The sequence below is a fragment of the Terasakiella sp. SH-1 genome (assembly GCF_004564135.1).
GTDB lineage: Bacteria > Pseudomonadota > Alphaproteobacteria > Rhodospirillales > Terasakiellaceae > Terasakiella.
This window is the reverse complement of sequence record NZ_CP038255.1, coordinates 1,318,523-1,344,400: the sequence shown is the minus strand read 5'-3', so window position 1 is coordinate 1,344,400 and position 25,878 is coordinate 1,318,523. Positions and strand designations below refer to the sequence as shown.

The following is a 25,878-nucleotide window of genomic DNA, read 5'->3' as shown; positions in this document are numbered from 1 at the left end:
AATCAAGTTTGGAATGACAACTATGGGAGAGCGAGGGGATAATTTGAAACATTTTAAATTATTTACAATTTGTCTCTTTACCTGCCTCTGCTTTTGCTTTACGTTTACGTAAAGGTAACTATTTAATTTCGCCAAATCATATTTTTGACTTGGCTTTTTTCAACGTCCTTCCATTATTTGGTTAGGGCGTAAAAAAAGAAAATAAATCGGCATTTAAATACCGAATTATTTTTATAGAAGTTTTTGGGAGGATCGCATGCCAGACGGTAACACTAAAAAGGCTTATAAACTGAAAAACCCGGTTCGTTTTGTGACTGCCGCCAGCCTGTTTGACGGCCACGATGCATCAATCAATATTATGCGTCGCATTCTTCAATCCAGCGGGGCAGAGGTCATTCATCTGGGCCACAACCGTTCTGTGGATGAAATTGTCACCGCAGCCATTGAAGAAGATGCTCAAGGCATTGCCGTCAGCTCCTACCAAGGCGGTCACGTTGAATATTTCAAATATATGATCGACCTGCTTAAAGAACGTGGCGCAGGCCATATCAAGGTCTTTGGCGGCGGCGGCGGTGTAATCGTCACCGATGAAATCGAAGACTTGATGAGCCATGGTGTTGAAAAAATCTATTCCCCGGAAGATGGCCGCAAACTGGGCCTTGAAGGCATGATTCAGGATATGGTCAAACGTTCTGACTATGCACCGGCAAAAGATATCTCATGCCCGAAATCACTAGCGAAGCTGAAAAAAGGCGACACCCTTGATCTGGCGCGTATTATTACAGCACTTGAGAACGACCAGCTGGACGCCAAGCTGAAAAAACAAATTGATGAAGGCGGTGAAAAGCTTTCTGGTAAAGTTCCGGTTCTCGGTATCACAGGTACAGGTGGGGCAGGTAAATCCTCCCTGACGGACGAGCTGATCCGCCGTTTCCGCATGTATTCAAACGAGCCACGCATTGCCGTACTCGCCATTGACCCGACACGCCGCAAGACAGGCGGAGCTTTGTTGGGTGACCGTATCCGTATGAACGCCAACAATGTGGACAACATTTATGTGCGTTCCATTGCAACGCGTGACAATAAGTCTGAAGTTCCACCTTCCATGACATCCATGGTCAATGCGTGCAAACTGGCGGGCTTTGATCTGGTTATTGTTGAAACACCGGGGATCGGGCAGGGCGATGCAGGCATCGTTCCTTATGTTGACTTCCCCATGTATGTGATGACACCTGAATTTGGTGCCGCTTCTCAGCTGGAAAAAATCGACATGCTCGATTTCGCTGAAATTATCGCCATCAACAAATTCGACCGTAAAGGAGCCAAGGATGCCTTGCGTGATGTGGCTAAACAAGTCCTGCGCAACCGTGAACAATTCCATTCTGCCCCAGAAGACATGCCTGTGATCGGCACTATTGCATCACGCTTTAACGACGAAGGTGTAACGGCCCTTTATTATGAACTGGTCAATGCCCTGAAAGCCAAAAAGCTTGGCAAGGTCACAACCACCTTGAAAGAAGGCCCCGGCATTCGTCATTCATCCCCGAAAACAGCGATTGTTCCGCCAGAACGCCGCCGTTATCTGGCAGATATTGCCGACACGGTTCGTGGCTATCACAAAGACATCGCCACACAGTCCAAAATTGCACGGGAACGTCAACAGCTGCGCGAAACAAACCGCATGCTGGAAGAAGCCGGCGAAAAAGGCAAAAAAGCCATCAAGAAACTGATCAAAGAACGCGATCAGGCGCTCGATGGACGTTGCCACAAGCTGTTGGAAATCTGGCCAACAGTAAAAGAGAATTATTCCGGTGACGAATATGTCGTAAAAATCCGCGATCGTGAAATCCGCACGGAGCTGAAATACACATCTTTGTCTGGCACCCAAATTCCAAAAGTTTCGCTGCCGCAATTTGAAGACGAAGGTGAAATCCTGAAATGGTTGCTAAAAGAAAACGTTCCGGGCAGTTTCCCCTACACAGCAGGTGTATTTGCCTTCAAACGTGAAGGCGAAGACCCCACCCGTATGTTTGCAGGGGAGGGTGATGCCTTCCGCACGAACAAACGCTTTAAGTATCTCTCCCAACACTCTGATGCAAAACGACTTTCTACCGCCTTTGACTCCGTGACTTTGTACGGTCAAGACCCGGATCATCGCCCGGATATCTATGGTAAAATCGGTAACTCCGGTGTTTCCATTGCCACACTGGACGATATGAAAGTTCTCTATGACGGGTTTGATCTGTGTGCGCCCTCTAACTCTGTTTCCATGACTGTAAACGGCCCGGCACCCATGTTGCTTGCCATGTTCCTGAATACAGCAATTGAACAGCAGATCGAGAAGTTCAAAACAGAAAACGGTCGTATTCCGACAGATGAAGAGATCGAAAAGATCAGAGCCTGGACACTGGCAAATGTGCGCGGCACGGTTCAGGCCGATATTCTCAAAGAAGACCAAGGTCAAAACACTTGCATCTTCTCCACAGAATTTGCCCTGAAAATGATGGGGGATATCCAGCAGTATTTTGTGAACAATGATGTTCGCAACTTCTATTCTGTTTCCATCTCTGGCTACCATATCGCCGAAGCAGGGGCGAACCCGATTTCACAACTGGCATTGACCCTGTCTAACGGCTTTACCTTTGCAGAAAGCTATCTGGCACGTGGCATGCACATTGATGAATTTGCCCCGAACCTGTCTTACTTCTTCTCTAACGGGATGGACCCTGAATATACGGTTCTGGGCCGTGTGGCACGCCGCATCTGGTCAACAGCCATGCGTTTCAAATATGGCGCCAATGAGCGTTCACAGAAGCTGAAATACCATATTCAGACCTCTGGTCGCTCGCTTCATGCTCAGGAAATGGATTTCAACGATATCCGCACAACCCTGCAAGCCCTGCTGGCAACATATGATAACTGTAACAGCCTGCATACCAATGCCTATGACGAAGCCTTCACAACACCGACGGAAGAGTCTGTACGCCGTGCCCTGGCGATCCAGTTGATCATTAACCAGGAATTCGGTCTGGCGAAAAACGAAAACCCGAACCAGGGTGCCTTTATCGTTGAAGAACTGACTGACCTTGTGGAAGAAGCCGTTCTGAAAGAATTCGAGCGTATTTCTGAGCGTGGTGGCGTTCTGGGTGCCATGGAAACAGGTTACCAGCGTGGTATGATCCAAGATGAATCTTTATACTATGAAATGAAGAAACACGATGGCACGCTGCCGATTATTGGGGTGAATACATTCCTCAACCCCAATGCGGAAGAACCACCAACCCCTGAATTGGCTCGTTCTTCTACAGACGAGAAAGAAAGCCAAATTTCACGCCTGAAAGACTTCCAGCAGCGCAATGCCAGCGATGGGGAAAAGGCTCTTGCCAAGCTGAAAGACGTGGCACGTGCCAATGGCAACATGTTTGAAGTCCTGATGGAAGCTGTGCGCTATTGCTCCCTCGGTCAGATTTCAGACGCCCTGTTTGAAGTTGGCGGCCAATATCGCCGTAACATGTAATTCAAACCTTTCAACAAAAGGCCCTGTCCATTATTTGGCAGGGCCTTTTTCACTATACATAAAGATAAGACTCAACTACCATAAAGCATTAAAAGTAGAAAAGTTTGCATCCTGGAATCATAAAAATTTTAATTGTCTGCAAAAAAATTCATTTGAATTCAAAACATTACCAATTGTTGCATCGCACTCACCCAAATGGGTCTATTGAAATTTCATTCAACTCTACATAATCTATTGAATAAAAAGAAAAAACGCTGAAAGCATGTCGACTGATACGCCTAAACTTCCACGGGGGCACTATGGTCGTAGACGCATATAAAACAGTCAAATTTGACGCCAATACCGTCTTATTCAAAGAAGGCGATCAAGCTGATTTTGCCTATATCATCCAATCTGGCAGCGTTAAAATTTATAAAAAAGGCCCTAATGGCACACAAGTTCCCCTTGCTTTGGTCGAAGAAGGAGGCGTGGTCGGCGAGATGGCTATCATCAATAATTTGCCCCGTTCAGCCAGTGTCGTCACTTATGAACCTGTTGAGGCCATTGTTTTAAATAAAAAATCATTTGATGACCGCCTCAAAGAAGTTGATCCGCTGCTTTATTCCTTGATTAAAATGGTTATTACCCGCATCAAAAACACCTCTGATCAAACAGCGGGTCTTTTTGAAAAAATAAATTGCGACAAAACCAAATCCGTAAAAAAAATTGGTACACCGACCAAAACAAAACGCCCCTCATTTGATGAAGTCAATTTCCTGCTCGCAGACCCAAACCCGCAAAAGCGCAACAGCTTACGTGGGGGCTTGCTTGGTATTGGTTTTGGAAAAATTTGCGATGTCAGCGCCATGCATGACCTTGAAAAAGAATTACAACGAACGCATTTCGATATCCTTGTGCTGGATTGTTCTTTCGGTATTCGTGAAATTTGCGACCTGACACAAAAAATCCGTCATGGCCTATGCAGTAAAAACCCGTTCCTCTCTATTCTGGTTATGACAAATACAAACACGAACACGAACAGCGCCCAAAAAGCCTTATTGGATGGGGGGTGTGATTTGGTTTTACAAAAGCCTATTTCTGTCGACAGCATCTTGAAAACCTTCCGCACCTTATGTCAAAGTGATCGACAGTTTGTAGTGACACGCAATTATGCTGGGCCAGACCGCGCTCATATGAATCAAGAAGATAAAGAGTCTGCGCCATCCTTCTCCGCCCCCAATACACTTGCTGCCAAGGTTCTAAAAAAACAGGCACCTAAAGACCTTGAAACCCAGGTTTATAGCGGCATTAACGAACTAAATTCCGTTAAAATGGAACGCCATCTCGTACAACTGGCCTGGGTTCTGGATAAAATCTCCAGCGAACACGAAGAAGAGTTTGACTTCAATTACCTGCTGGATTGCACCGACAATGCTTTGGAAGAAATTTACAACTGCGCCCTGCGTAGTAACCTGAGTGTGACTTGTGATATCTGCAATGAAATGCGTAAGCTGGTCTATAACCTGAGACAGGCCCAAACATGTGAGCCAGAAGAATACCGCCACATGAATTTCTTCTACCGTGAACTGTCTGAAAACCTGCCCATGATCAAACGACAAGAACAAATCACCATAAAAACTTCTGAAATGGCGCATTAAGCCTGTGGACTTCACAGCGATAGCCATTACATTAAGGCTATAGTGTCTATTATCTTTTTTAGTACCATGTCCCAAAACTCACACCATCGTCAGATTTATTTTGAAGCGCGCCCCTATGGGAAATACCTGCGTGTTCACGCCATTGATGCCGAAACCGGGGTCGAGGTCATCGCCACAGGCTTAATCAGCATGGGCGAACCAATGATCCGGCAAAATGCCAAGCAAAAGCTCGAATACAAGCTGCGCAAAATGAGGGAAGGCAAGTAGGGCTATGTACGCAATTTAACAATTGTAACGCAGGTCTTGCCTGTGCTAAACCAAAGCCCAACAATGACCATTGATGAGGACCATTACTTATGGCTTCAAACAAAATTGCAATTGCCTGTGACCACGGCGGTATTGACCTGAAAACAACTTTGGCTAATGAGCTGAAAAACAAGGGTTTTGAGGTTCTTGACCTGGGCTGTGACAGTTGTGCTTCCGTTGATTATCCTGACTATGGCTACAAGCTGGCCAAAGCCATTAAAAATGGCGACGCTGATCGCGGTGTTGTCGTCTGCGGGTCCGGCATTGGCATTTCCATTGCCGTCAACCGTTTTGCCGAAGTGCGCTGTGCCTTGGTTCATGATGCCTTGGGTGCGCGCTTGTCACGTGAACACAATGATGCCAACGTCATTGCCTTTGGTGATCGTACAATGGGTGAAGCCACCGCATTAGATTGCCTGGACGTGTTCCTCAATACAGAATTCGAAGGCGGTCGACACGCACGTCGTGTTGAAAAACTGTCTAATCCACCGCTTTGAAGCATAGGTCTTAAAAGCATTTTTCTTTTATCCTCCCTTTAGAAAGGCTCACGTAAATGTCTTTTGAAAATTTCTTTACTGCCACTTTGGCAGATTCCGACCCTGAGGTTTATGCTTCCACCCGTGAAGAACTTGGCCGTCAGCAAGACCAGATCGAACTGATCGCATCTGAAAACATTGTCTCCCGCGCTGTGATCGAGGCTCAGGGCACTGTTCTGACCAACAAATATGCCGAAGGGTATCCGGGTCGCCGTTACTACGGTGGTTGTGAATATGTTGACGTTTCAGAAGGTCTGGCGATTGAGCGTGCCAAAGAACTATTTGATTGCGAATATGTGAACGTTCAGCCACATTCTGGTGCACAAGCGAACGGTGCTGTCTTCATGGCATTGCTGCAACCGGGCGACACCATCATGGGGATGACACTGGCTTCTGGTGGTCACTTGACACATGGTGCTCCACCTGCACAATCTGGTAAATGGTTCAATGCGGTTCAATATGATGTATCGCGAGAAACACAAGACATTGATTATGATGAAGTTGAAGCAATGGCCGTTGAATGCCAGCCGAAACTGATCGTTGCCGGTGGTTCTGCTATTCCGCGTCAAATCGACTTTAAGCGTTTCCGTGAAATTGCAGACAAAGTGGGCGCGATGTTGATGGTGGATATGGCGCACTTTGCAGGTCTGGTTGCTGGTGGTGTTCACCCAAGCCCGCTGCCATACGCAGATGTTGTGACAACAACAACGCATAAAACCCTGCGTGGCCCACGCGGCGGTATGATCCTGTCCAACAATCTGGATCTGGGTAAAAAGATTAACTCTGCGGTCTTCCCCGGCTTGCAAGGTGGTCCCCTGATGCATGTGATTGCAGCCAAGGCCGTTGCCTTTGGCGAAGCGCTGCGTCCTGAGTTCAAAGACTATGCAGCTCAAGTTGTTGCCAATGCCAAAGCACTGGCTGCTGTACTGGTTGAACGCGGCTGTGACATCGTTACAGGCGGCACAGATACGCACCTGATGCTGGTTGACCTGCGCCCCAAAGGTGTGACGGGTAAGATGGCCGATGCGGCACTGGAACGCGCAGGCATCACGTGTAACAAAAACGGCATTCCGTTTGACCCGGAAAAACCGATGGTCACATCCGGTGTTCGTTTAGGCACACCGGCTGGGACAACACGTGGCTTTAAGGAAGAAGAATTCAAGCAGATCGGCAACCTGATCTCTGACGTTCTGGACGGTCTTGCAGCCAACGGTGAAGACAACAACGCCGATGTTGAAGCCGCTGTTCGTGCCAAAGTCGGCGAATTGTGCAAACAGTTCCCGGTTTACAAAGACTTCTAAGGCTAAAAGCTTAAGGATCGAATGACATGCGCTGTCCTTTTTGTGGCAATCACGACACCCAAGTCAAAGACTCGCGTCCGACTGAGGACAGCGCTGCCATTCGTCGTCGCCGTTACTGTCCGGCCTGCGCTTCACGTTTCACCACCTTTGAAAGGGTGCAACTGCGTGAACTGATGGTCGTCAAACGCGATGGTACAAAAACACCTTTTGATCGCGATAAATTGCTGAGTTCCATTAGCATTTCATTGCGCAAACGGCCCGTCGAAGAAGATCAAATCGAACGTATCGTCAGCTCTATCCAGCGTCAGTTGGAAACATCCGGTGAAACTGAAATCCAGTCCAATGCCATTGGTGAAAAAGTGATGGAAGTTTTACTTGAGCTGGATAAAGTCGCCTACGTACGATTTGCCTCTGTTTATAAAGATTTCCGTGAAGCAAAGGACTTCGAGGACTTTGTCGAAAATTTGGGAACACATAACCAATAAGGCACCACTGGCCCCAACCAGTGATGACGCCTATATGCGCACCGCTTTGGGCCTTGCCCGTCGTGGCCTTGGTAACGTATGGCCCAACCCTGCGGTTGGTTGCATCATTGTCAAAGACAACATTGTTTTGGGCCGTGGCTGGACACAGCCCGGCGGACGCCCCCATGCCGAAACGGTTGCTTTGAGCCGGGCAGGGGAAGACGCACGCGGTGCAACAGCCTACGTAACGCTGGAACCTTGCTCGCATCATGGCAAAACACCACCTTGTGCCGAAGCCCTGATTGAGGCAGGCATCACACGTGTTGTCATCGCCCTTGAAGACCCGGACCCCCGCGTCTCTGGGCGGGGGATTAAGATGCTTAAAGATGCAGGCATTGAAATTATCCTGAACGTCTGTCGCGAAGAAGCCTTGGAAGTCAATGAAGGTTTTTTTCTGAAAGTGTTAAAAGAACGCCCTATGTTCACCATGAAAATGGCAACAACACTGGATGGGAAAATCGCGGTTCATACCGGTGAAAGCGAATGGATTACCGAGGCCCCGACACGCCAACAAGGCCATCTGTTGCGCGCCAACCATGATGCGATCATGGTCGGAATTGGAACAGCAACAGAAGATAACCCGAAACTGACTTGTCGACTGGCTGGGCTGGAAGATCATTCGCCTGTGCGTATTGTGATTGATCGTCGCATGCGCCTGCCGCTGACCCACCATTTGGTGACAGAAGCCCATCGCATCCCCACATGGATGTTCACCCTGGGTGATCAGGATGATATCCGCGCAGAAGCTTACCAAGAAGCAGGGATGGAACTGATTGTGCCACCCCACAGCAATAATGAAGGCGGCATTACACTGGATTGGGTGGCAAGCGAACTGGGCAAACGCGGCCTGACCCGCGTCTTGGTCGAAGGCGGTAGCCATTTGTGCGCAGCCATGATGCGTCGCAAACTGGTAGACCGCCTGGCCTGGATGCGTGCCCCGCGCCTGATGGGCCATGATGGCATTCCCGTAGTACAAGCCTTTGGCGTTGACCATCTTGAAGATACCCCATTTTTTGATCGCAATGGCTTGTTTGGCTCCGGTGATGACCTTGTTGAGCTTTATCGCCGTCGCGATTTAGACCTTTCTTGATTTTACAGATAACTGAAAGCATTCATTGATATGTTTACTGGCATTATTACCGACCTTGGGCGCGTCAAAGCCGTTGAAAAATCAGGCGACACCCGTTTTGAATTTGAAACAGCTTATGATACCAGCACCGTTGATATCGGGGCCTCTATTGCCTGTAACGGCGCTTGTATGACCGTTGTGGAAAAAGGCCCGAACTGGTTTGCTATTACGGCTTCTGCGGAATCCCTGTCCAAAACCACCATGGGTTCTTGGGAAGTTGAGACATCTGTTAACTTCGAACGAGCTTGTCGCGTTGGTGACGAATTAGGCGGTCATATTGTCTCCGGTCATGTCGATGGCATTGCTGAAATTATCTCCATCACTCTAGAGGGGGATTCCCACCGTTTTAAATTCAAAGCACCTGCACAATTGAAAAATTTCATTGCGCCGAAGGGTTCAGTTACGCTAAACGGCGTATCTTTAACGGTCAATGAGGTTGAAGATGATGTCTTTGGCATCAATATCATTCCTCATACCATGGAAGTTACCACCTTTGGCAAATCCAAAGTCGGCGATTTTGTTAATCTGGAAATTGATATGCTCGCGCGCTATGTGGCCCGCCTGCTGGAAAAGGATGGAAAATAAAAGTGAGCGAATATAGCCAATATCTCTCCAGCATCGAAGAAATCATCGAAGATGCAAAAAATGGTAAAATGTTCATTCTGGTCGATGATGAAGACCGTGAAAATGAAGGTGATCTGGTCATTCCGGCACAAACATGTGATGCCGCTGCCATTAACTTCATGGCGACCCATGGCCGTGGCCTGATTTGTTTGGCCATGACAGGCGATCGTATTGATCATCTCGGCCTGCCGTTGATGACAACCCATAATGCGTCACGCCACGAAACAGCCTTTACCATTTCGATTGAAGCACGCGAAGGGGTGACAACAGGTATTTCTGCCGCTGATCGCGCCCTGACCATCAAAACAGCCATTGCACCCAATGCAACACGTGCTGACATTGCCACACCGGGCCATGTCTTCCCATTGCGTGCCCGTGATGGCGGTGTGCTGGTGCGTGCGGGTCATACAGAAGCTTCCGTCGATGTGGCCCGCTTGGCTGGCCTTGATGCCTCCGGCGTGATCTGTGAGATCATGAACGATGACGGCACCATGGCACGCATGCCGGATTTGGTCGAATATGCCAAACGCCTTGACCTGAAAATTGCAACAATTGCTGATTTGATTGCGTACCGTCGCAAGCATGATCGCATTGTAGAAAAGAAAACAGAAACCAAACTCAACAGCATCTATGGCGGTGAGTTTGATATGTGTGTTTACACCAACAATGTGGAATATGCCGAACATGTGGCCTTGGTTAAAGGTGATATCACAACCGATGAGCCTGTTCTGGTACGCATGCATGCGCTGAACGTTCTAGATGATGTTCTGGGCGATCATGGGGCAGGGAAGGCACAGGAACTTCATAATGCCATGCGCCATATTTCTGATGTTGGGCGTGGTGTCATTGTTCTTTTGCGCGAACCACAACGTTCCAGCCTGTCAGAACGTGTAGAAGCCCATGCTACAGGTAAAAAGCCGTCTGGGCAGCTACGTGATTATGGCACGGGTGCACAAATCTTGCTGGATCTTGGCATTAGCGATATGATCCTGCTTAGTAATTCTGAAAAGAAAAATATTATCGGTCTGGAAGGCTATGGCCTTTCGATTGTTGACCAAAAGCCAATTCCGGCAATGGAGGACTAAAAATGGATAAACCTCGTATTTTTGTGGCTGAGGCCCGTTTCTACGATGACATTGCCGATCAGCTCTATGCATCGGTTGAAAAAGAATTTGAAGGTAAAGGCTATGAGCTGAAACGCTATCAGGTTCCCGGTGTGTTTGAACTGCCTTCTGCCTTTTCTTATGCCATTCGTGCCATGGAAATTGGAGCTGCAGGTTCTCGTTATGCCGGTTTCATCAGCTTGGGCTGCGTGATCCGCGGTGAAACAACGCACTATGATGTTGTTGTGGACGAAACATCGCGTGCCTTGATGGATTTGAGCGTGAAACACAATCTCGCCCATGGTTTTGGCATGATCACTTGCGAAAACCGTGACCAAGCCCTTGTGCGTGCTGATCGTGAGCAAAAAGACGTCGGCGGTAAAGCTGCGCGTGCCTGTTTGCAAATGATTGAACTGAAAAAAGACCTTCACCTGCTGCCCAGATAAGACCATGAACGATAAAGTGAAAAAAAACAAATCGGTGAAACGCAGCTCTGCACGCCTTGCTGCGGTTCAAGCCTTATACGAAGTTGAAATTTCAGACAGCAACGTAGATGACGTACTTGTTGAATTTCAACAAACCCGCTGGGATACGCCACAAGAAGAAGGCGATGAAGATCGTGGCAGCAGCCCGCTGGCAAAACCGGATAAGCAACTGTTTGCCGATCTGCTGCGTGGTGTTGCCAAACGCCGTGACGAGCTGGAAGAAATTCTGTCAGGCTCCTTGTCACAGGAATGGTCTACAAACCGTCTGGAAGATATCGTTCGCATCATTTTGATGAGTGGTATTTACGAACTTTATATTCGTCAAGACGTGCCTGCACGTGTGGTTATCACCCAGTATGTTGATGTTGCCCACGCCTTCTTTGAAGGGCCGGAACCGGGCTTTGTCAACGGTGTACTGGACCGCGTTGCGAAAACACTTCGCGCTGACGAACTGTCCAAGGCATAAACTCCCGTGCTTGGTGAGTTCGAACAAATTGCACAAATCATGGCTCCTTTAGCTGAAAAGGCTGAAGGAGCTTTTGCGTTAAAAAATGATGCCGCCGTGTTTCATCATGATGCAGGCGAGGAAATCGTTGTCACCACCGATACTTTAATCGCAGGTGTTCATTTTTTTGAAACAGATGAACCTGAACTGCTTGCCCAAAAAATACTTGGCGTCAATCTCTCTGATCTCGCCGCCATGGGGGCAAAGCCTGCTCACTACACCCTGAATGCCTCTTACCCCGCAGATATCACCAGTGACTGGATCAAACGTTTTGCCCACGGTCTACACGAGACACAAAAACGTTTTAACATAAGCCTGTTGGGTGGAGACACGACCCGTACACCCGGCCCACTATGTTTTAGCCTGACGGCCTATGGCACAGTCACCAAAGGCAAAGCCCTGCAAAGACTTGGTGCACGGGTAGGGGATTTGGTCTGTGTTAGCGGGACCATTGGCGACGCCGCCTTGGGCCTGCTTGCCATGCAAAATAAGATCAAGGATGAAAGCGGTTGGCTGGCCTTTCGCTATCAAGTCCCAAATGCCCGCACCGCCCTTGGTCAAGCACTTGTTAGTGTTGCCCGTAGCTGTCTGGATATCTCAGATGGGCTGATTACAGACATGAGACACATGCAGGTGGGCATGGAGATTGAACAAAAAGCCATCCCGCTTTCAGACGCTGCCCAACATGCCATTGCAGAGGATTCTTCGTTTTTCGGGCAAGTTTTAAACGGAGGAGATGACTATGAACTGCTCTTTAGCATTGCCCCGGACAAGGCTGAACAACTGACTGATATCGCAGAACAAACGGCCACGAAAATCAGTATAATCGGCAGAATTACAGAGTCTCCAGAGATACGTATCCTCCAAGAGGACGGCCAGCTTTATACCGATTACCCTCATGGCTATCGACATTTTTAAGCCGTGATCCTTGCAATCACCTGCAAGGCTGTCAATAATAACTCCATTGATGAGGGTATAGGTTAAGTAATGAAAAAAGTTCTTCTTTTTGTCGTTTTGCTATTGGTGATGGCAGGTGCTGCTGTTGGCACTTTGTTTTTCCTCAAACTTGGCCCGTTTGAAGAAAAAGAAATTGTCAAAACAGATGAAGAGCTTGAACTGGAAAAAGAAATTACAACAACCAATCTCAAGATCAAACCCTTCACAATCCCCATGTTTCAAGGCGAACGTGTAGCAGGCAGCATTAAGGTACAGTTTGAACTGGAAATCGCCATGGGTCAGGAAGAGCTGATTTCCGCCCAGATGATCCGTCTGGAAGATGCTTACTTGCGCGACCTTTACGTCTTTATGCCCCGCCTTCTGCGCAATAAGGAAACGCTGGATATCAACGCCTTGAAAAAGCGCTTAAAACGGGTGACAAAAAAAGTACTGGGTGAAGATGCCACCCATGTTAAAGACGTACTGATTCAATCGGTTGCCGATAATAAATAAAACCGCCTGTACAAAGCTTATTTCTTATTAAAGCGACCCAGATTCCCGAAAATCTGTTCAAAGAAAGTGATTTCATTCCCGGCTGTCGGGGTTGTGCGTTCAACAAACTGAATACGGCGAACTTGCTGGTTGTCCGCTTTATTCACCCATTTCACCAGGCCATCCTTGGCAAATTTGATCTGTATAACTTTTCGATCAAGGATTTTTGGCTCCAGGAACGCATAATATTCCACACGTTCACTGATATAGTACCAGGATTCGCCCCCAAATGTAGAAAAGGTCGATGGTGTGCCAAGGATTTCAGCCACATCACGAGCGTGAACCTCACCGGGAATGACTTCGGCCATTCGTTCTTCATTGGGTAAATTTCCCCGTGTTGCATATTGGGATGTACAGGCACTGACAAACAGTGCAGCCCCCATTAAAAAACCAACACTAAAAACAGACTTTGAACGAACCATTTGAGACACCGTTACGTATAAACTTGGATTTTACTTTGATTAGAGTCCCTACAATATCTTATAACACCCAAGGATCAAGTTTTATTGGAGTTCTATCGGTCGTGATTTTTTCCAAATTCTTCAAAACCAAGCCTGCTTTCTCTGAAGAGGTACAGGCCCTTTACACTGCCATGGTGCAACAGGCACGCCAACCTGCCTTTTATGCAGACTATGAAGTCGCAGATACGGTCGAGGGGCGTTTTGACATGATCTTGATGCATGCCTTTATCTTGATGCGCAAACTCAAGACGGGTGGGGAACCGACAGAAGAATTTTCCCAATCCCTGTGGGATCTTATGTTTGCTGATATGGACCTGAACTTGCGAGAACTCGGCGTTGGTGACATGGGGCTGGCACGTCGTGTCCCCAAAATGGCCGAGGCATTCTATGGTCGCGTCATCGCCTATGAAGAAGGTCTAGAAGCTGATGACAATAATGAGAAGCTTAAGTCAGCACTTGATCGCAACCTTTATAGAAAGACACCTGTCAGCGACGAATCGCTCGACGTTTTGGCAAAATATCTGCGCGATCAAATTGCACATGTGGACCAGATCGCCATTGAGCAGCTTTTAAAGGGTCAAATTGACTTCATAACAGCCCCAAGCAAAGAGAATGACGCATGAGCGATATAGACTTCAGCCACCCCTTTGCCGTTGATAAACTTGGCCCGAACCCAAAGAAGATTCACCTCAAGGCCACACAAGAAGAATGCCAGGCACTGAGCGAACGTTTCAATCTCACAGAGATGATATTTCTTAAGGTAGAAGCGGTGTTACAGCGCCTCAGCGGTAAAAAAATTGAATGCCGTTTCACAGGGGCTTGTCAGATCGAACAGGAATGTGTCGTCACCTTCAAACCGATTGAAACCTTGATAGAGCTGGAGTTTACCCGCCTTTATGATTCATCACTGGCCCGGCAAAATGATGAAAAAGAGGTCGAAATCGACATTGAAAGCACAGATGAGCTTGATCCCATCATTGATGGTGTGATAGACCTCGGCAACGCTGTTGCAGAGGAATTAGGTCTAGAAATAGATCTTTACCCCCGTGCAGATGGAACCGCCTATACAGAGTATGGGGCAGGGCCGGAAATCACGGAAGAAGAGATTGAATCTAACAATCCCTTCGCTGTTTTAGCTGAAATGAAAAATAAAAGTGACTAAAGCAGTCATTAAGGCTTGCTCTATGTGACACTTTCGTTTAAATAACCGCCTCCCTCGTTTTCGAGTTAAAGTTTTAAAGAGTACAGAATTATGGCTGTTCCTAAGAAGAAAGTATCCAAATCCCGTCGCAACATGCGTCGCGCACACGACTCCCTAACGGCGTCTGTGTACAACGAATGCCCGAACTGCGGCGAGCTGAAGCGTCCTCACCACGTTTGTTCTGAATGCGGTCACTATGATGGCCGTGAGGTTACCGACGTCGAAGCTGTTTAATCGTAGCTTCGAAAGGGTATCTCCTTGTCAGACGTAATGACGCTAGCCATTGATGCCATGGGGGGTGATGACGCCCCTGATATGGTCGTTGAAGGCTTAAGCATCTGCAAAACAAAGCTCCCTGGTGTACATTTCCTGCTTGTTGGGGATGAGCGCCAGTTGGAGCCTTTGTTGCTTAAATATCCTTCTGTGAAGGATATCTGCACGATCCAGCACACCACGGAAGTTGTCACCAATGATGACAAACCGGCCGTTGCCTTGCGCAACCGGCGGAACTCTTCCATGCGTCTGGCGATCAATGCTGTCAAAAATGGCGATGCACACGGCGTGGTCTCTGCGGGCAACACAGGTGCCTTAATGGCAATGGCAAAATTTGCCTTGCGTACACTGCCTGGTATTGACCGCCCAGCGATTGCCACATATTTACCACACCGCACCGGCGGCTCGGTCATGCTTGACCTGGGTGCCAATGTGGAATGTGATGCCGATAACCTGACCCAGTTTGCCGTTATGGGTGAAGTCTATGCTCGTAATGTGCTGGGCCTGCCCAAACCCAAGGTTGGTATCCTCAATATTGGGGAAGAAGACCTAAAGGGCAATGATTCGGTCAAACAGGCCCATACTATCTTACGCAATACGCCACTAGATATTGATTTCTATGGCTTTGTTGAAGGTGATGATATTGGCAAAGGGACCGTTGATGTCATTGTCACTGATGGTTTCACAGGCAATATCGCCTTGAAAACCGCAGAAGGTACGGCCCAGCTTTTAGTTCATTTCCTAAAAGATGCGTTAACCAGCAGCTTTTTGGGCAAACTCGGTGCCTTGATTGCCAAGCCTGCCTTGATGAATTTCAAGAAAAAAATGGACCCACGTCGATATAATGGCGCTATGTTCTTGGGTTTGAACGGAATATGCGTTAAAAGCCATGGCGGAACAGACGCTCTTGGCTTTGCCAATGCAGTCAGCGTTGCCCATGACTTGGTTCGTCATGGTTTCAACGACCTGATCAAAGAAGACCTTGAACGTCTGATGGATGCCAATAACGGCGAAGACTCTTAACTCTGGTGGCGGTTCTGATGGCCTTACGTTCGAAAATCCTTGGATGTGGATCATACCTTCCTGAAAATGTGGTCAGCAACGATGAACTGGCCCAAAAAGTCGATACAAGCGACGAATGGATTCAAAGCCGCTCTGGTATCAAGCAACGCCATATGGCTGCAGCAGATGAATTGACATCCGATCTTGCCCGTAAAGCTGCACTCAAGGCCATTGAACATGCAGGCATTGATGTCCAGGAAATTGACCTGATTGTACTGGGCACCACAACACCGGATAATACCTTTCCCTCCACGGCAACCAAAGTGCAAGCTCAACTGGGCCTGACACATGGTTTTGCCATGGATGTACAAGCGGTCTGTTCCGGCTTTATGTATGCCTTGGCAACAGCAGACAATTTCCTCAAAGCAGGGCAGGGGAAAACGGCTCTGGTCATTGGGGCAGAAACCTTTACTCGCCTGCTGGATTGGGAAGACCGTACCACGTGCGTTCTATTTGGTGATGGTGCCGGCGCTGTCATTTTGCGTGCCGAAGAGGCTACAGACGAATCTGCCGGTATTTTGTCTACACATTTACATTCCGATGGTCGCCATCAAAATATTTTGATGGTTGACGGTGGCCCCTCCAGCACCCAAACCACAGGCCATGTCCGCATGACCGGCAAGGAAGTCTTCCGCCATGCCGTTGTTAATTTGGCCGATGTCGTCAAAGAAGCCTTACAAGCCAATGACTTGACAGCCGATGACGTGGACTGGATTGTCCCTCATCAGGCGAACAAACGCATCTTGGACGGCACTGCAAAAAAACTTAAAATTGATGCCAATAAAGTTGTCATCACTGTCGACAAACATGCCAATACTTCTGCGGCCTCCATCCCCCTGGCTTTGGACGTTGCAGTGCGAGATGGGCGTATCCAACGGGGCGACCTGATCATCTTGGAAGCCATGGGCGGTGGGCTGACATGGGGCTCTGCACTGGTTCGCTGGTAGCCTATTCTTTTAGAAATTCAAAACAACCAAACCTTTGATATTGACGGATTAATCCTGCTCAGGTACCGTTAAAGTCTGTCGTTGTTCAACTTTTCTGCGAGGATTGCGCCTATGAATGAAAAAACCATTACCCGCGCCCAACTGACCGAGGCTGTATATCAGGAAGTTGGTCTTTCTCGTAATGAATCGGCTGACCTGCTTGAATCCGTTCTGGATATGATTGCCGATACACTTGCCAAAGACGAAACCGTCAAGATCTCATCCTTTGGCAGTTTTTCTGTTCGTTCCAAAGGTCAACGTATTGGTCGGAACCCTAAAACCGGGGAAGAAGTACCAATTCTGCCACGTAAAGTTCTGGTTTTCCGCCCCTCTCAGGTGCTTAAAGCCCGTATTAACGAAGACTAATTCAAAAGCTTCTTAAATGACTAAATCCGAAGACGCATTTCGCACCATCAGTGAAGTGGCCAAAGAGCTTGGCCTGGCAACGCATGTCCTGCGTTTTTGGGAAAGTAAATTTCCGCAAATCAAACCACTCAAGCGGGCAGGGGGGCGGCGCTATTACCGCCCGGACGATGTGGCTTTACTGCGCCGTCTACAAACCTTGCTCCATGATGAAGGCTACACCATCAAAGGGGTACAAAAGCTCCTACGTGAAGACGGGGCGCGCAAATTTATTGATGAAGGCACAGCCATGGTTCAACCAGCCACGCCTGAAATGCCCTCAGCCTCCCCTCAGGCTCCATTCCCAGAACCTCCAATCAAAGACGTGCCATTGGCACCAGCAGGACAAGCAAGCCTGTTTGATATAGCACCAACCTCAACGCCACTCGAGCCGGACTCCCCTTTGCCAAGGGGCTCTATACATGCAGAAATTTCTAAAAGGGAAGACCTCGCAGAACCAGAAGATTTCACAACCGAAGCCGAGCGGCCCTTTGTTCTGCCTGAGCCACAACAAATTTTCTCACCTACCTTTAACAGCGACCACCCGTTCCCCCAAATGCCGGAACCGGAACCCGTCCGCTCACCAGATGAGCCTGAACCCAAAATCATCGTCAAACGTATGCTGACAGATACACAACGCCATATGCTCAACGATATTTTGGATGAGCTAAAAGACATGAAACGCGAAATCGACCATATCATTTAAAAAAGACGGACTTTTTCAAAACAAACCATTGCAACAAAGAAAAGCCCCCTATATATTCCGCCACACATACACGGGACATAGCGCAGTCTGGTAGCGCACTACACTGGGGGTGTAGGGGTCGTGGGTTCGAATCCCGCTGTCCCGACCATAGAGAGAGGAAGCCTTTAAAATCAAGGGCTTCCTCTTCTTGTAAGTATCGGGGATGTATGTATATACTTACATCTATGAGCGATACAATGAGCACCAAAAAGAACTTGAGACAACGACCCGGCGGTGGCTGGGCTGTAGTCTTTTACGTCCCCCAAGAATTCCGTAAACTTGTGGGTAAGCGAGAAATTGTCCGTGGCCTGAACACTAAAGACTTCAAAGTCGCCAATTCTCGTAAGAACAAAGTCCTTCTGGCTATTGGACGCGAGGTACGCAATGTACACAGGGGCGCAGGTCAGAGATGCGTTGAGTGAAACAGAGAAGGTCGGTTCTAGGAAATCCAACATCGATGGCTATGGCTGGGAACAAGGAAGTCAAATGACCATCGGATGTTCAAGGAAGGGGCGCGTGTGGTCAAAGGCAGCAGGTACACTTCCTGATTTCATCAAATGGGCCGAAAACGTTGGTAAGAAGCTGATCGATGATACGATTGATACCAGCCAAATAATCAAGAACGTAATGATACCAGAATATGTTGATGTCTTGCCTGACATTGGCGTGTTGAATATTGAATGGCCTTCTGAGCTACTTCGGACATCAGAAGAGAGGATTATCTTATCAGTTGGGGAAAATGAGTTTGATTGGTTCTCAGTTGATCTGAGATGCTTATCTGTCGATCATAGTGCGGCTACCATTGAGTTCGCTATCTATGAAGATGAACACGATAACGCCCTTGGAAAGTTCAGACTAACCGCAAAAGGGGAAGATGGTTACACCCTGACGCAGTTCTCAGGGAAGGAACTCAAGGTAACTATAGGCAACACAGAAAGACGGGTAGACGAGTTCTTTAAAGACTATCCACCACTTGTGAGATTCCTTGATCTATCAGAATTAGATGGAAATATCCTTCTAAAGACAGAAAGTTCAGAGATTGAAGACATTCAGCCGGAACGTCTAGAAGAATGGAATTGGGCAGGTGTTGACGTGAAGAAAGAGTCTATCTGGAAAAAGGGCGTTGAACGAAAAGACTCAGTTCAATGGCATACGGCACAACAGTACATTGCTGGTGGGTACGAGATTGTGTTTGATGATGACGGTGCGAATGAAGCAGCTGATTTGATTTGCATAAAGGAAGAAGACGATTGCATTCAATTGCGTTTGCTTCATTGCAAGTACTCTGGTGGCAAGGAAGGTGGAGAACGAGTTGGTGACACTGTCGAAGTCTCTTCTCAAGCTGTGAGGTCAGCAAGGTGGTCTGGTCAATTTAAAAAGTTGATTTCCCATATGGTGACAAGAAACGGACGACATAAAACTGGACGAGACAGTTACCTTCATGGAAACGGAACTAGGCTGATCGGGATTGAAAGAAGCTCTCGCTTCAAGGAAGTCCGTATTGGGATTTCTGTTGTACAGCCGGGAATCTCGAAGAAGAAGCTTACAAGAGATCAAGCAGCAGTTCTCGGCTCTGCCTCTTCTTATTTGAAGCAGACCATTGGGATTGATCTTGATGTGATCTGCAGCAACAAGTAACGACCATTTTGAGGGTAGGGGAAAGGGCTTGCTTTCTGACCGATGTAAGTGTACGTATGAATTACACCCCTTCCATACTTACATCGAAGGTGGATAAGCTATTGAATTAAAGCTTCTTTTTGGATTTTGGTTGTAGTCCCGCTGTCCCGACCATATAAAACAAGGGCTTAGCTAATTTTAGCTAAGCCCTTGTTTTCTTCTAGGTACCACATAGGTACCACAAAAAATCAATGCTATATTGAAAAATTCAACGAACCAAACAGCCATACATTCCATACGAATCTAAATAGTGTATAAAACTGTAGGCTGCCCGGTTGAGGTTAAGCAAACCACGTTTCTCAGGAATAATTGATTTTCTTGGCAATCCGGTAAGCCTTGAAATAAGGTTCAAAACCATCATGGCATATAAACAGCGTGTCCCAAAAACAAAATCATACACAAAGTTCATCTGTTCTGAGTGCGGGAAGCCAGCTGAGTTTCAAGCAAACACATGCCCGTTTTGTAAAGCTGACATTAGTCAAACGCCAAACAAGACTCGGCTTCTCAACCTCATTGCTATTGCGGCATTTGTACTCTTTGCATACGTGATGATGAATTAATGGCGAAATTTATCTAGCCATCCTGATTAGCAAACGTTGCCTTGAACCAATCACACTGAGATTGTGTGCCTTTTAGCTTATAGGCTTTCAGGCCATTTTTGCTATGCTTCTGATGCGAGGGCATCAACACGATAACCAAACAGAAGGATGGCAAACCAGCAGGCCTGCTAAATCAAAACGGTAATGCCTACGCAGAAAAGGTTTTAGAGGAGTATCGCACATTACGCTGGAAGACCCCTGACTTTATGTCTATGACACCCTCAGGTCTTCGGCATAGAATTGAGTTTGCAGCCAGTGGCCTTGAAAATACACTTTATTCAAAAAAACCGCAGGGAATAACAACTTCTGCCCAAAACTTAGAACAACTTCTAAACGAAGCTAAGGCCAATATGGCTAAAAAACAGGCCGCAAAAAAACAGCATGCTAAAGCCATAGAAAAACAAGAAGCGGAAGCTAGACGCCAACAACAAAAACAGGCATCTTCACGAAAAACATATGCTGCCCTTAAAACAAAAGCTGAAAGTATTTCACAGGCCCGACAAAAGTTGTTTGGTCCTGCCCGTCATAAATACGACATCCAATTTGGCAGATTGATCGCAGATTTACCTAAATACTGCCAAGGCCTCATTTTGAATGTGTGCAACCATCCAAGTGGCGTTAATCTTGAGATTATTTCTGTTGCACGATTAACCAAAAAAGAGACCAAACACTTAGAGCAGCGGTCGCGCTATAAGTTAAGGGAAATCACACCTGATCATAGCCGGAAGCTTGCAGGGCAAGATCCAGCGTATCTTTCACGTCACCTACTTTCATTGACGTACATAGCTTCCAGGCGATGATATAGCGCGAATAGTCATCCAGGATTGTCGATAGATAATACCAACCCCAGCCAATGATCTTGAAGTAGGTAAAATCTGTCTGCCACATTTGATTTGGTGCTGTTGTCTTATCCCTGAACTCATTGGCTGCTTTGATGACCACGTAAGCTGGACTGGTGATCAGGTCATGGCTTTTGAGTAACCGATAAACAGAGCTTTCCGAGATAAAATAGCCTGTCGTAACCATTCAGCCTATAAAGATAGTATTGCGTGAGAAACATTATTCTTTTGCATAGTGGCTATCATTTGTTCCTTTTGATACCGTGCATACAATGTGGAGTTCACTTAGGAGTAGAAAATATGGCTTTGAATGAAAGAATTAAATCTCAGCTCGATGTAATGCAGAAGGCTGTTCAAGCAGCACATACAAAGAGCAATTCGACAACCAATTCCGATCCGCAAAAAATTGCGGAGGAAGCCAAGCGCCGACGGGCGCGTTTTGAAGAAGGTATGCAGGAACACCTTACTGTTCAGGAGCATGCTTTAGAAGAATTGAGAAAGCGCCAGGCGCGCCAAAAAGAAGTGGATGAGATCACTTTAAAAGCCCAGCAGGAATATGATGAAGCCAAGCAATCAATGTTAGCGTTACAGGACCAACTTACAAACGCTAGTCAGCGAATGGCTGTTGCGGAACATATGCTCGCCTCCCTTAAGGGCGATGAAATCCCGGTTAAAAAAGCAAGCGCATAACTATCCACACTTTTAAGCATCAAATTCCGTCCTTTTAGAGGGCAACAATATTTTTTGGGAGCATGATAAATGGCTTTCTCTTTTCCATCTTTTCCAGTCAACTTAGATAACGCATCTTGGAGCTTTGGTGACAACAGCGCTGATAGTGATTTCTTTTACGTAAGTTACGCCGATGGCACGACAGTCTTCACCTATGACGGCTATGTCAGTGTATCTAAAGGCAATGAATACCATTCTCGTAGTGCCGATGGTTCTGAAAGCCATCGTTTTGAGGATGGTTCCAGCATGTATATGCGTGCTGATGGGTCCATGAGTGTTTATAATGATGATGGCTCTGGTTTCTGGAGCAATGCGGATGGCAGCATGACGCTTTATGACGGTCAGGGCGGTTATACCAGCATGGACAGCGAAGGCAATATTTCTTGGAGCAATGCAGAACCGCCGCTCACACTTGCATCCGGTGATAGCGATGCCATGGACTATCTGCAAGCCAGTCAGAATGTTGATATTCAAGCCATGGATCAAGAACCGCCTGAGCCTGAAGTTACAGATGAGATTGTTCTGGAAGACGGCTCCGTACAAACCACATTGGCAGACGGCACTGTTCAGGTTACTCAGGAAGATGGTTCTTATACCCAAACCATGCCGGATGGGGCTGTGAAATCTGTTGATGCAAATGGCGATTACACGTTTGAACATGCCGATGGTTCAACGGAAAGAGGTGATTCAACAGGGGCCTTTACCCATAATCAAAATGATGGTTCTGTTCGTACAGGTGATGCTGATGGTAACGTAACAGTTACGCAGGAGAACGGCAGCTATAAGACAGAATATGCCGATGGTCGCATTGAAGAAGGCGATGGTCAGGGGACTATACGGATCACGGAAGAAGACGGTTCTTATCGTCAAGAGACCCCCGATGGTGTGGTTGAAACGGGTGATAGTGATGGCAATGTGTCTCTTACACAGGCCGATGGCTCTTATGTAACCACATTTACAGATGGTAGCACTGAGGCTCAAGATGTGGATGGGAACGTCACGACCACGCAAACAGATGGGTCTTACGTCACCGAACATGTTGATGGCTATGTGGAGCAAGGCCCCGGTGATGGCAGCTATACGCGCGAATATGATGGTGGGCGTGTTGATACTGTGAATGCAGATGGTGAAGGTTACACTACTTATACATCTATTGAATATAGCACTGAAGGTGGCTTCCATGTGATCGAACATGAAATTCAGGTCGATCTGGGGGCATCACTTGGTGAAGGCTTGGGTGCACCGACAGGCTATCTCACTTATGGTAACGGTGAAAATGTAATCATCACCTATGCCGATGGTACAAGCTACAACACGGCTGCTGACAACGTTGATATGGGCTGGACGGAAGGCTTGCCAGGTGAGGTTTCTCAAATTTCTACCAGTAGCTATACGGGTGAGACAAAAATCACCTTTGAAGAAGGTGGCGATGTTCTCAGCATGACCACGACGGCAGATGGTCATCAGTTTACCGAATATAGCGAAGACTTCGTTCCTGGCCCTGATATGGTCTTGGGTGGTGATGCCATGCCTGCTGAATTCAGCATCGAAGACGGCATGATTACAGTGCAGTACCCAGACGGCAGTGGCTTTAAAGCCCCCGCAGAAACGGTTGACACAAGCTTCCTTGAACAGTTCCCTGAAGGGGTGACTTCTTTGGAAACTCATTGGGATGGCAACCTGATTGCAAGTTACGAAGAGGGCAGCGATGTTTCCAACGTAACCATGTCACCTGATGGGGCTATGTTTGTTGAATACCAGCCAGGTGTTGCACTTGACGAGCAAGTGGGTACTGATATGGGCTTGCCTGTAAGTTACACGCAGGATGGTGATACGGTTACGATTACCTATGAAGATGGCAGCGGTTTTAAAACGGATGCCTCTAATGTTGATTTGTCTTGGAAAGATGAGTTCCCAGATCCAGATAACTTAACCAATCTTGATACATCATATGGTAACGTCTCCCTTGATTATGCAGAAGGTTCCGAGATTGACGGTATGGAAATTTCCGATACTGCCGTTGTGATTAATTACGATGACGGTTCTAAAGAAACTCAATATCCATCAGGCACGACGGTTGCTGTGAATGCCGATGGTATTGAAATGACCACTTATGAAGATGGCTCAACCAGTCTTTATAATCCACACACCCAAGAAACCCACACATCCGACCCGGATGGTGGCTATCGTACGACTTCCATGGAAGATGGCTTTGAAGCGACATCCATGGGCATGTCTGATGATGGTGTTTATCGTTACAGTGATGATGACAGTGGCGATTGGGCATCAGTCCAACCCGATGGTGGATATTTCTACAATATCGATGGGGCACAGCAGTCTAACTTCAATGGTGATATTGCCATTGCCAAAGATGACGGTTCATTTGAATTTCAGGTACCAACAGGTGGTTTTGCCTTTGGGGTCGCCGAAGATGCTGGTTTTGACGGCATAAGTAGGCTAGATGGCTCTTTAGTTGATCTTTATCAGGCTGATGGTACAAGCTGGAATTTGGAAACCAACATCATGGATCTGCCTGAAGAAGGTATTTTCGGCGCTTCGGTCGGTGATATTCTGTCCGCTGCCATGACCGGTGGGGACTTAGATGATGTTGACCTTGGTGTAGAGATTTATCCAAACCCATCTGAATATGGCATGGGTGAATACCCAGAAGGGGTCGGCACGACGGTTACAAACGAAGATGGCTCCATGACTCTGAGTCGCCCGGATGGATATGAATTTACCTGGCATACAGATGGTCACCAAACGGCAAATTGTCCAAACGGGGCAACGCAGGAATTTTATCCGAATGCTACGGGTAATGAGCCAAGCTATGTCTATAATTACCCGGATGTGGAGGGACGCTTCCCAGATGATGCCAGCTTTACGAAATTTGCAGATGGATCTGCAAGCTTTGTAAGCGGTGATGGCCGTGAAAGTCATTACAGCAGTTACCCGGCAGAAGAAGGTGACACAATTACCTGGCAGATGCAGGATGGCTCTTATGGGGTTGATACCTATATCGAGCACGGCGGACATATTCGTGTGGCTAATCTGCCAAATGGGGAAGAACCTCATGTGGAGATTTGGGAACACAATGAGTATGGCACGACAACCAATGTGCAGGATATTGACGAAGCTGGATTTAGCATGAATGAAGATGGCTCCATGTCCATCACATTCGATGAGGCTTTGACAACGAAAACCGGATTTGAATTCCCAGATTCATTTGAATTGCCTGCACCGCCTGCAAGTTTGGAAGATGACATTGACATTCCATTCCCTGAAGAACCATCTTTTGCTTGGGAAAACGGTTTGGAAATGCCGACTTATTTGAGCCAAAATGATTTCTTCGATGATGAAGAAGGCAATGAAGCGCCCACAGAATGGGCCGCAAATGATAATTCTGATGACTTGGGTATTAAACAGGAAGAGGATACATCCCAAGAACAGGATGATCATGATGTTCTGGCCCAAAATGAAGAAAATGGCGATCAGGAGAACATGGATACGGACATGTCTGACAAAGCCAATGTTCTGGATGATGCTGGAAATCAGGCAGACAATCAGGGCGCTACATATGAGGAGCATGAAGATGTTGCTCATAACAGCACTGACGAAAATCAGGATGATGATAAACAATATGAACAGGAATCTGTCATTTAGTCGTATACCTGAACAAATATCTGTTTAGGATAGAGCATCAGTTATGTTGCAGCATGCCTTGGATAACGGGGCATGCTGCTTCAATT

Annotated in this window: 25 protein-coding genes, 1 tRNA gene and 2 pseudogenes; 26 read left to right on the top strand and 2 right to left on the bottom strand. The window is 47.3% G+C overall.

Annotated features, from left to right (window positions below; translation table 11 throughout):
* Window positions 1-256: 256 nt before the first annotated feature.
* The 13 genes from icmF to E4K71_RS06230 all read left to right on the top strand — a co-directional run bounded on the left by icmF (window position 257) and on the right by E4K71_RS06230 (window position 13,116).
* Window positions 257-3,517 (top strand): fused isobutyryl-CoA mutase/GTPase IcmF, encoded by a 3,261-nt coding sequence (icmF, locus tag E4K71_RS06290; RefSeq protein WP_135077817.1) that lies wholly within the window; start codon window positions 257-259, stop codon window positions 3,515-3,517.
* A gap of 299 nt (window positions 3,518-3,816) precedes the next feature.
* Entirely contained in the window at window positions 3,817-5,154 is a 1,338-nt protein-coding gene (locus E4K71_RS06285) for a cyclic nucleotide-binding domain-containing protein (RefSeq protein WP_135077815.1), read from the top strand.
* A 42-nt stretch (window positions 5,155-5,196) separates the two neighbouring features.
* Window positions 5,197-5,421 (top strand): hypothetical protein, encoded by a 225-nt coding sequence (locus E4K71_RS06280; protein ID WP_240796880.1) that lies wholly within the window; start codon window positions 5,197-5,199, stop codon window positions 5,419-5,421.
* An 89-nt stretch (window positions 5,422-5,510) separates the two neighbouring features.
* Entirely contained in the window at window positions 5,511-5,957 is a 447-nt protein-coding gene (rpiB, locus tag E4K71_RS06275) for a ribose 5-phosphate isomerase B (RefSeq protein ID WP_135077813.1), read from the top strand.
* A gap of 56 nt (window positions 5,958-6,013) precedes the next feature.
* A complete protein-coding gene (gene glyA, locus E4K71_RS06270) occupies window positions 6,014-7,297 on the top strand; it encodes a serine hydroxymethyltransferase (protein WP_135077811.1) in 1,284 nt (427 codons plus the stop codon).
* A 26-nt stretch (window positions 7,298-7,323) separates the two neighbouring features.
* Complete coding sequence (gene nrdR, locus E4K71_RS06265) at window positions 7,324-7,782, top strand: transcriptional regulator NrdR (RefSeq protein ID WP_135077809.1); 459 nt, start codon at window positions 7,324-7,326, stop codon at window positions 7,780-7,782.
* Complete coding sequence (gene ribD, locus E4K71_RS06260; protein WP_346504515.1) at window positions 7,751-8,911, top strand: bifunctional diaminohydroxyphosphoribosylaminopyrimidine deaminase/5-amino-6-(5-phosphoribosylamino)uracil reductase RibD; 1,161 nt, start codon at window positions 7,751-7,753, stop codon at window positions 8,909-8,911. Before nrdR ends, ribD begins: the two co-directional genes overlap by 32 nt.
* 30 nt (window positions 8,912-8,941) lie before the next feature.
* Window positions 8,942-9,535, top strand: coding sequence for a riboflavin synthase (locus E4K71_RS06255; RefSeq protein WP_135077807.1), 594 nt, complete (start codon window positions 8,942-8,944; stop codon window positions 9,533-9,535).
* Window positions 9,536-9,537: 2 nt separating this feature from the next.
* Complete coding sequence (ribB, locus tag E4K71_RS06250) at window positions 9,538-10,659, top strand: 3,4-dihydroxy-2-butanone-4-phosphate synthase (protein ID WP_135077805.1); 1,122 nt, start codon at window positions 9,538-9,540, stop codon at window positions 10,657-10,659.
* Window positions 10,660-10,661: 2 nt separating this feature from the next.
* Window positions 10,662-11,123, top strand: coding sequence for a 6,7-dimethyl-8-ribityllumazine synthase (locus E4K71_RS06245; protein WP_135077803.1), 462 nt, complete (start codon window positions 10,662-10,664; stop codon window positions 11,121-11,123).
* A gap of 16 nt (window positions 11,124-11,139) precedes the next feature.
* A complete protein-coding gene (gene nusB / locus E4K71_RS06240; protein WP_167730328.1) occupies window positions 11,140-11,628 on the top strand; it encodes a transcription antitermination factor NusB in 489 nt (162 codons plus the stop codon).
* A 6-nt stretch (window positions 11,629-11,634) separates the two neighbouring features.
* On the top strand, window positions 11,635-12,585 hold the full coding sequence (gene thiL, locus E4K71_RS06235) for a thiamine-phosphate kinase (protein WP_135077799.1): 951 nt from the start codon (window positions 11,635-11,637) through the stop codon (window positions 12,583-12,585).
* Window positions 12,586-12,654: 69 nt separating this feature from the next.
* Window positions 12,655-13,116 carry a hypothetical protein gene (locus tag E4K71_RS06230; RefSeq protein WP_135077797.1) on the top strand — a complete coding sequence of 154 codons (462 nt, stop codon included), beginning with the start codon at window positions 12,655-12,657 and terminating at the stop codon, window positions 13,114-13,116.
* 17 nt (window positions 13,117-13,133) lie between these two features.
* On the opposite strand, the gene bamE is transcribed toward E4K71_RS06230, so the two are convergent.
* Entirely contained in the window at window positions 13,134-13,577 is a 444-nt protein-coding gene (gene bamE, locus E4K71_RS06225; protein ID WP_135077796.1) for an outer membrane protein assembly factor BamE, read from the bottom strand.
* A gap of 101 nt (window positions 13,578-13,678) precedes the next feature.
* Here bamE and E4K71_RS06220 point away from each other — a divergent pair, with 101 nt between their 5' ends.
* The 11 genes and pseudogenes from E4K71_RS06220 (at window position 13,679) to E4K71_RS06175 (ending at window position 21,361) form a co-directional block, all read left to right on the top strand.
* Window positions 13,679-14,239, top strand: coding sequence for a ubiquinol-cytochrome C chaperone family protein (locus E4K71_RS06220; RefSeq protein ID WP_240796879.1), 561 nt, complete (start codon window positions 13,679-13,681; stop codon window positions 14,237-14,239).
* Complete coding sequence (locus tag E4K71_RS06215) at window positions 14,236-14,778, top strand: DUF177 domain-containing protein (RefSeq protein ID WP_135077794.1); 543 nt, start codon at window positions 14,236-14,238, stop codon at window positions 14,776-14,778. The genes E4K71_RS06220 and E4K71_RS06215 overlap by 4 nt, the downstream gene beginning before the upstream one ends.
* Before the next feature lie 90 nt (window positions 14,779-14,868).
* A complete protein-coding gene (gene rpmF / locus E4K71_RS06210) occupies window positions 14,869-15,051 on the top strand; it encodes a 50S ribosomal protein L32 (RefSeq protein WP_135077792.1) in 183 nt (60 codons plus the stop codon).
* A 24-nt stretch (window positions 15,052-15,075) separates the two neighbouring features.
* Window positions 15,076-16,113, top strand: a complete 1,038-nt coding sequence (plsX, locus tag E4K71_RS06205) for a phosphate acyltransferase PlsX (RefSeq protein WP_135077790.1) — start codon at window positions 15,076-15,078, stop codon at window positions 16,111-16,113.
* A gap of 17 nt (window positions 16,114-16,130) precedes the next feature.
* Complete coding sequence (locus E4K71_RS06200; protein WP_135077788.1) at window positions 16,131-17,099, top strand: beta-ketoacyl-ACP synthase III; 969 nt, start codon at window positions 16,131-16,133, stop codon at window positions 17,097-17,099.
* A gap of 111 nt (window positions 17,100-17,210) precedes the next feature.
* Complete coding sequence (locus E4K71_RS06195) at window positions 17,211-17,504, top strand: integration host factor subunit alpha (protein WP_135077786.1); 294 nt, start codon at window positions 17,211-17,213, stop codon at window positions 17,502-17,504.
* Window positions 17,505-17,520: 16 nt separating this feature from the next.
* Window positions 17,521-17,754: pseudogene (locus E4K71_RS18345) on the top strand (MerR family transcriptional regulator); the annotation flags it as partial.
* 563 nt (window positions 17,755-18,317) lie between these two features.
* A tRNA-Pro gene (locus E4K71_RS06185) sits at window positions 18,318-18,394 on the top strand.
* Window positions 18,395-18,482: 88 nt separating this feature from the next.
* On the top strand, window positions 18,483-18,707 hold the full coding sequence (locus tag E4K71_RS18170; RefSeq protein ID WP_167730326.1) for a DUF6538 domain-containing protein: 225 nt from the start codon (window positions 18,483-18,485) through the stop codon (window positions 18,705-18,707).
* A complete protein-coding gene (locus E4K71_RS06180) occupies window positions 18,700-19,923 on the top strand; it encodes a hypothetical protein (protein ID WP_135077782.1) in 1,224 nt (407 codons plus the stop codon). The genes E4K71_RS18170 and E4K71_RS06180 overlap by 8 nt, the downstream gene beginning before the upstream one ends.
* Before the next feature lie 844 nt (window positions 19,924-20,767).
* A complete protein-coding gene (locus E4K71_RS06175; protein WP_135077780.1) occupies window positions 20,768-21,361 on the top strand; it encodes a hypothetical protein in 594 nt (197 codons plus the stop codon).
* Here the strand turns inward: E4K71_RS06175 and E4K71_RS06170 are convergent.
* Window positions 21,273-21,572 (bottom strand): annotated as a pseudogene (locus E4K71_RS06170) (DDE-type integrase/transposase/recombinase); the annotation flags it as partial. The gene E4K71_RS06175 and the pseudogene E4K71_RS06170 sit on opposite strands and share 89 nt — an antisense overlap.
* A gap of 128 nt (window positions 21,573-21,700) precedes the next feature.
* Between E4K71_RS06170 and E4K71_RS06165 the strand changes: the two are divergent.
* Both E4K71_RS06165 and E4K71_RS06160 read left to right on the top strand, forming a co-directional pair.
* The gene (locus E4K71_RS06165; protein WP_135077778.1) at window positions 21,701-22,090 is read left to right on the top strand and encodes a hypothetical protein; all 390 of its coding nucleotides are present in this window, start codon (window positions 21,701-21,703) and stop codon (window positions 22,088-22,090) included.
* 69 nt (window positions 22,091-22,159) lie between these two features.
* Window positions 22,160-25,792: a hypothetical protein gene (locus E4K71_RS06160; protein WP_135077776.1), complete on the top strand. Its 3,633-nt coding sequence runs from the start codon at window positions 22,160-22,162 to the stop codon at window positions 25,790-25,792.
* Window positions 25,793-25,878 lie beyond the last annotated feature (86 nt).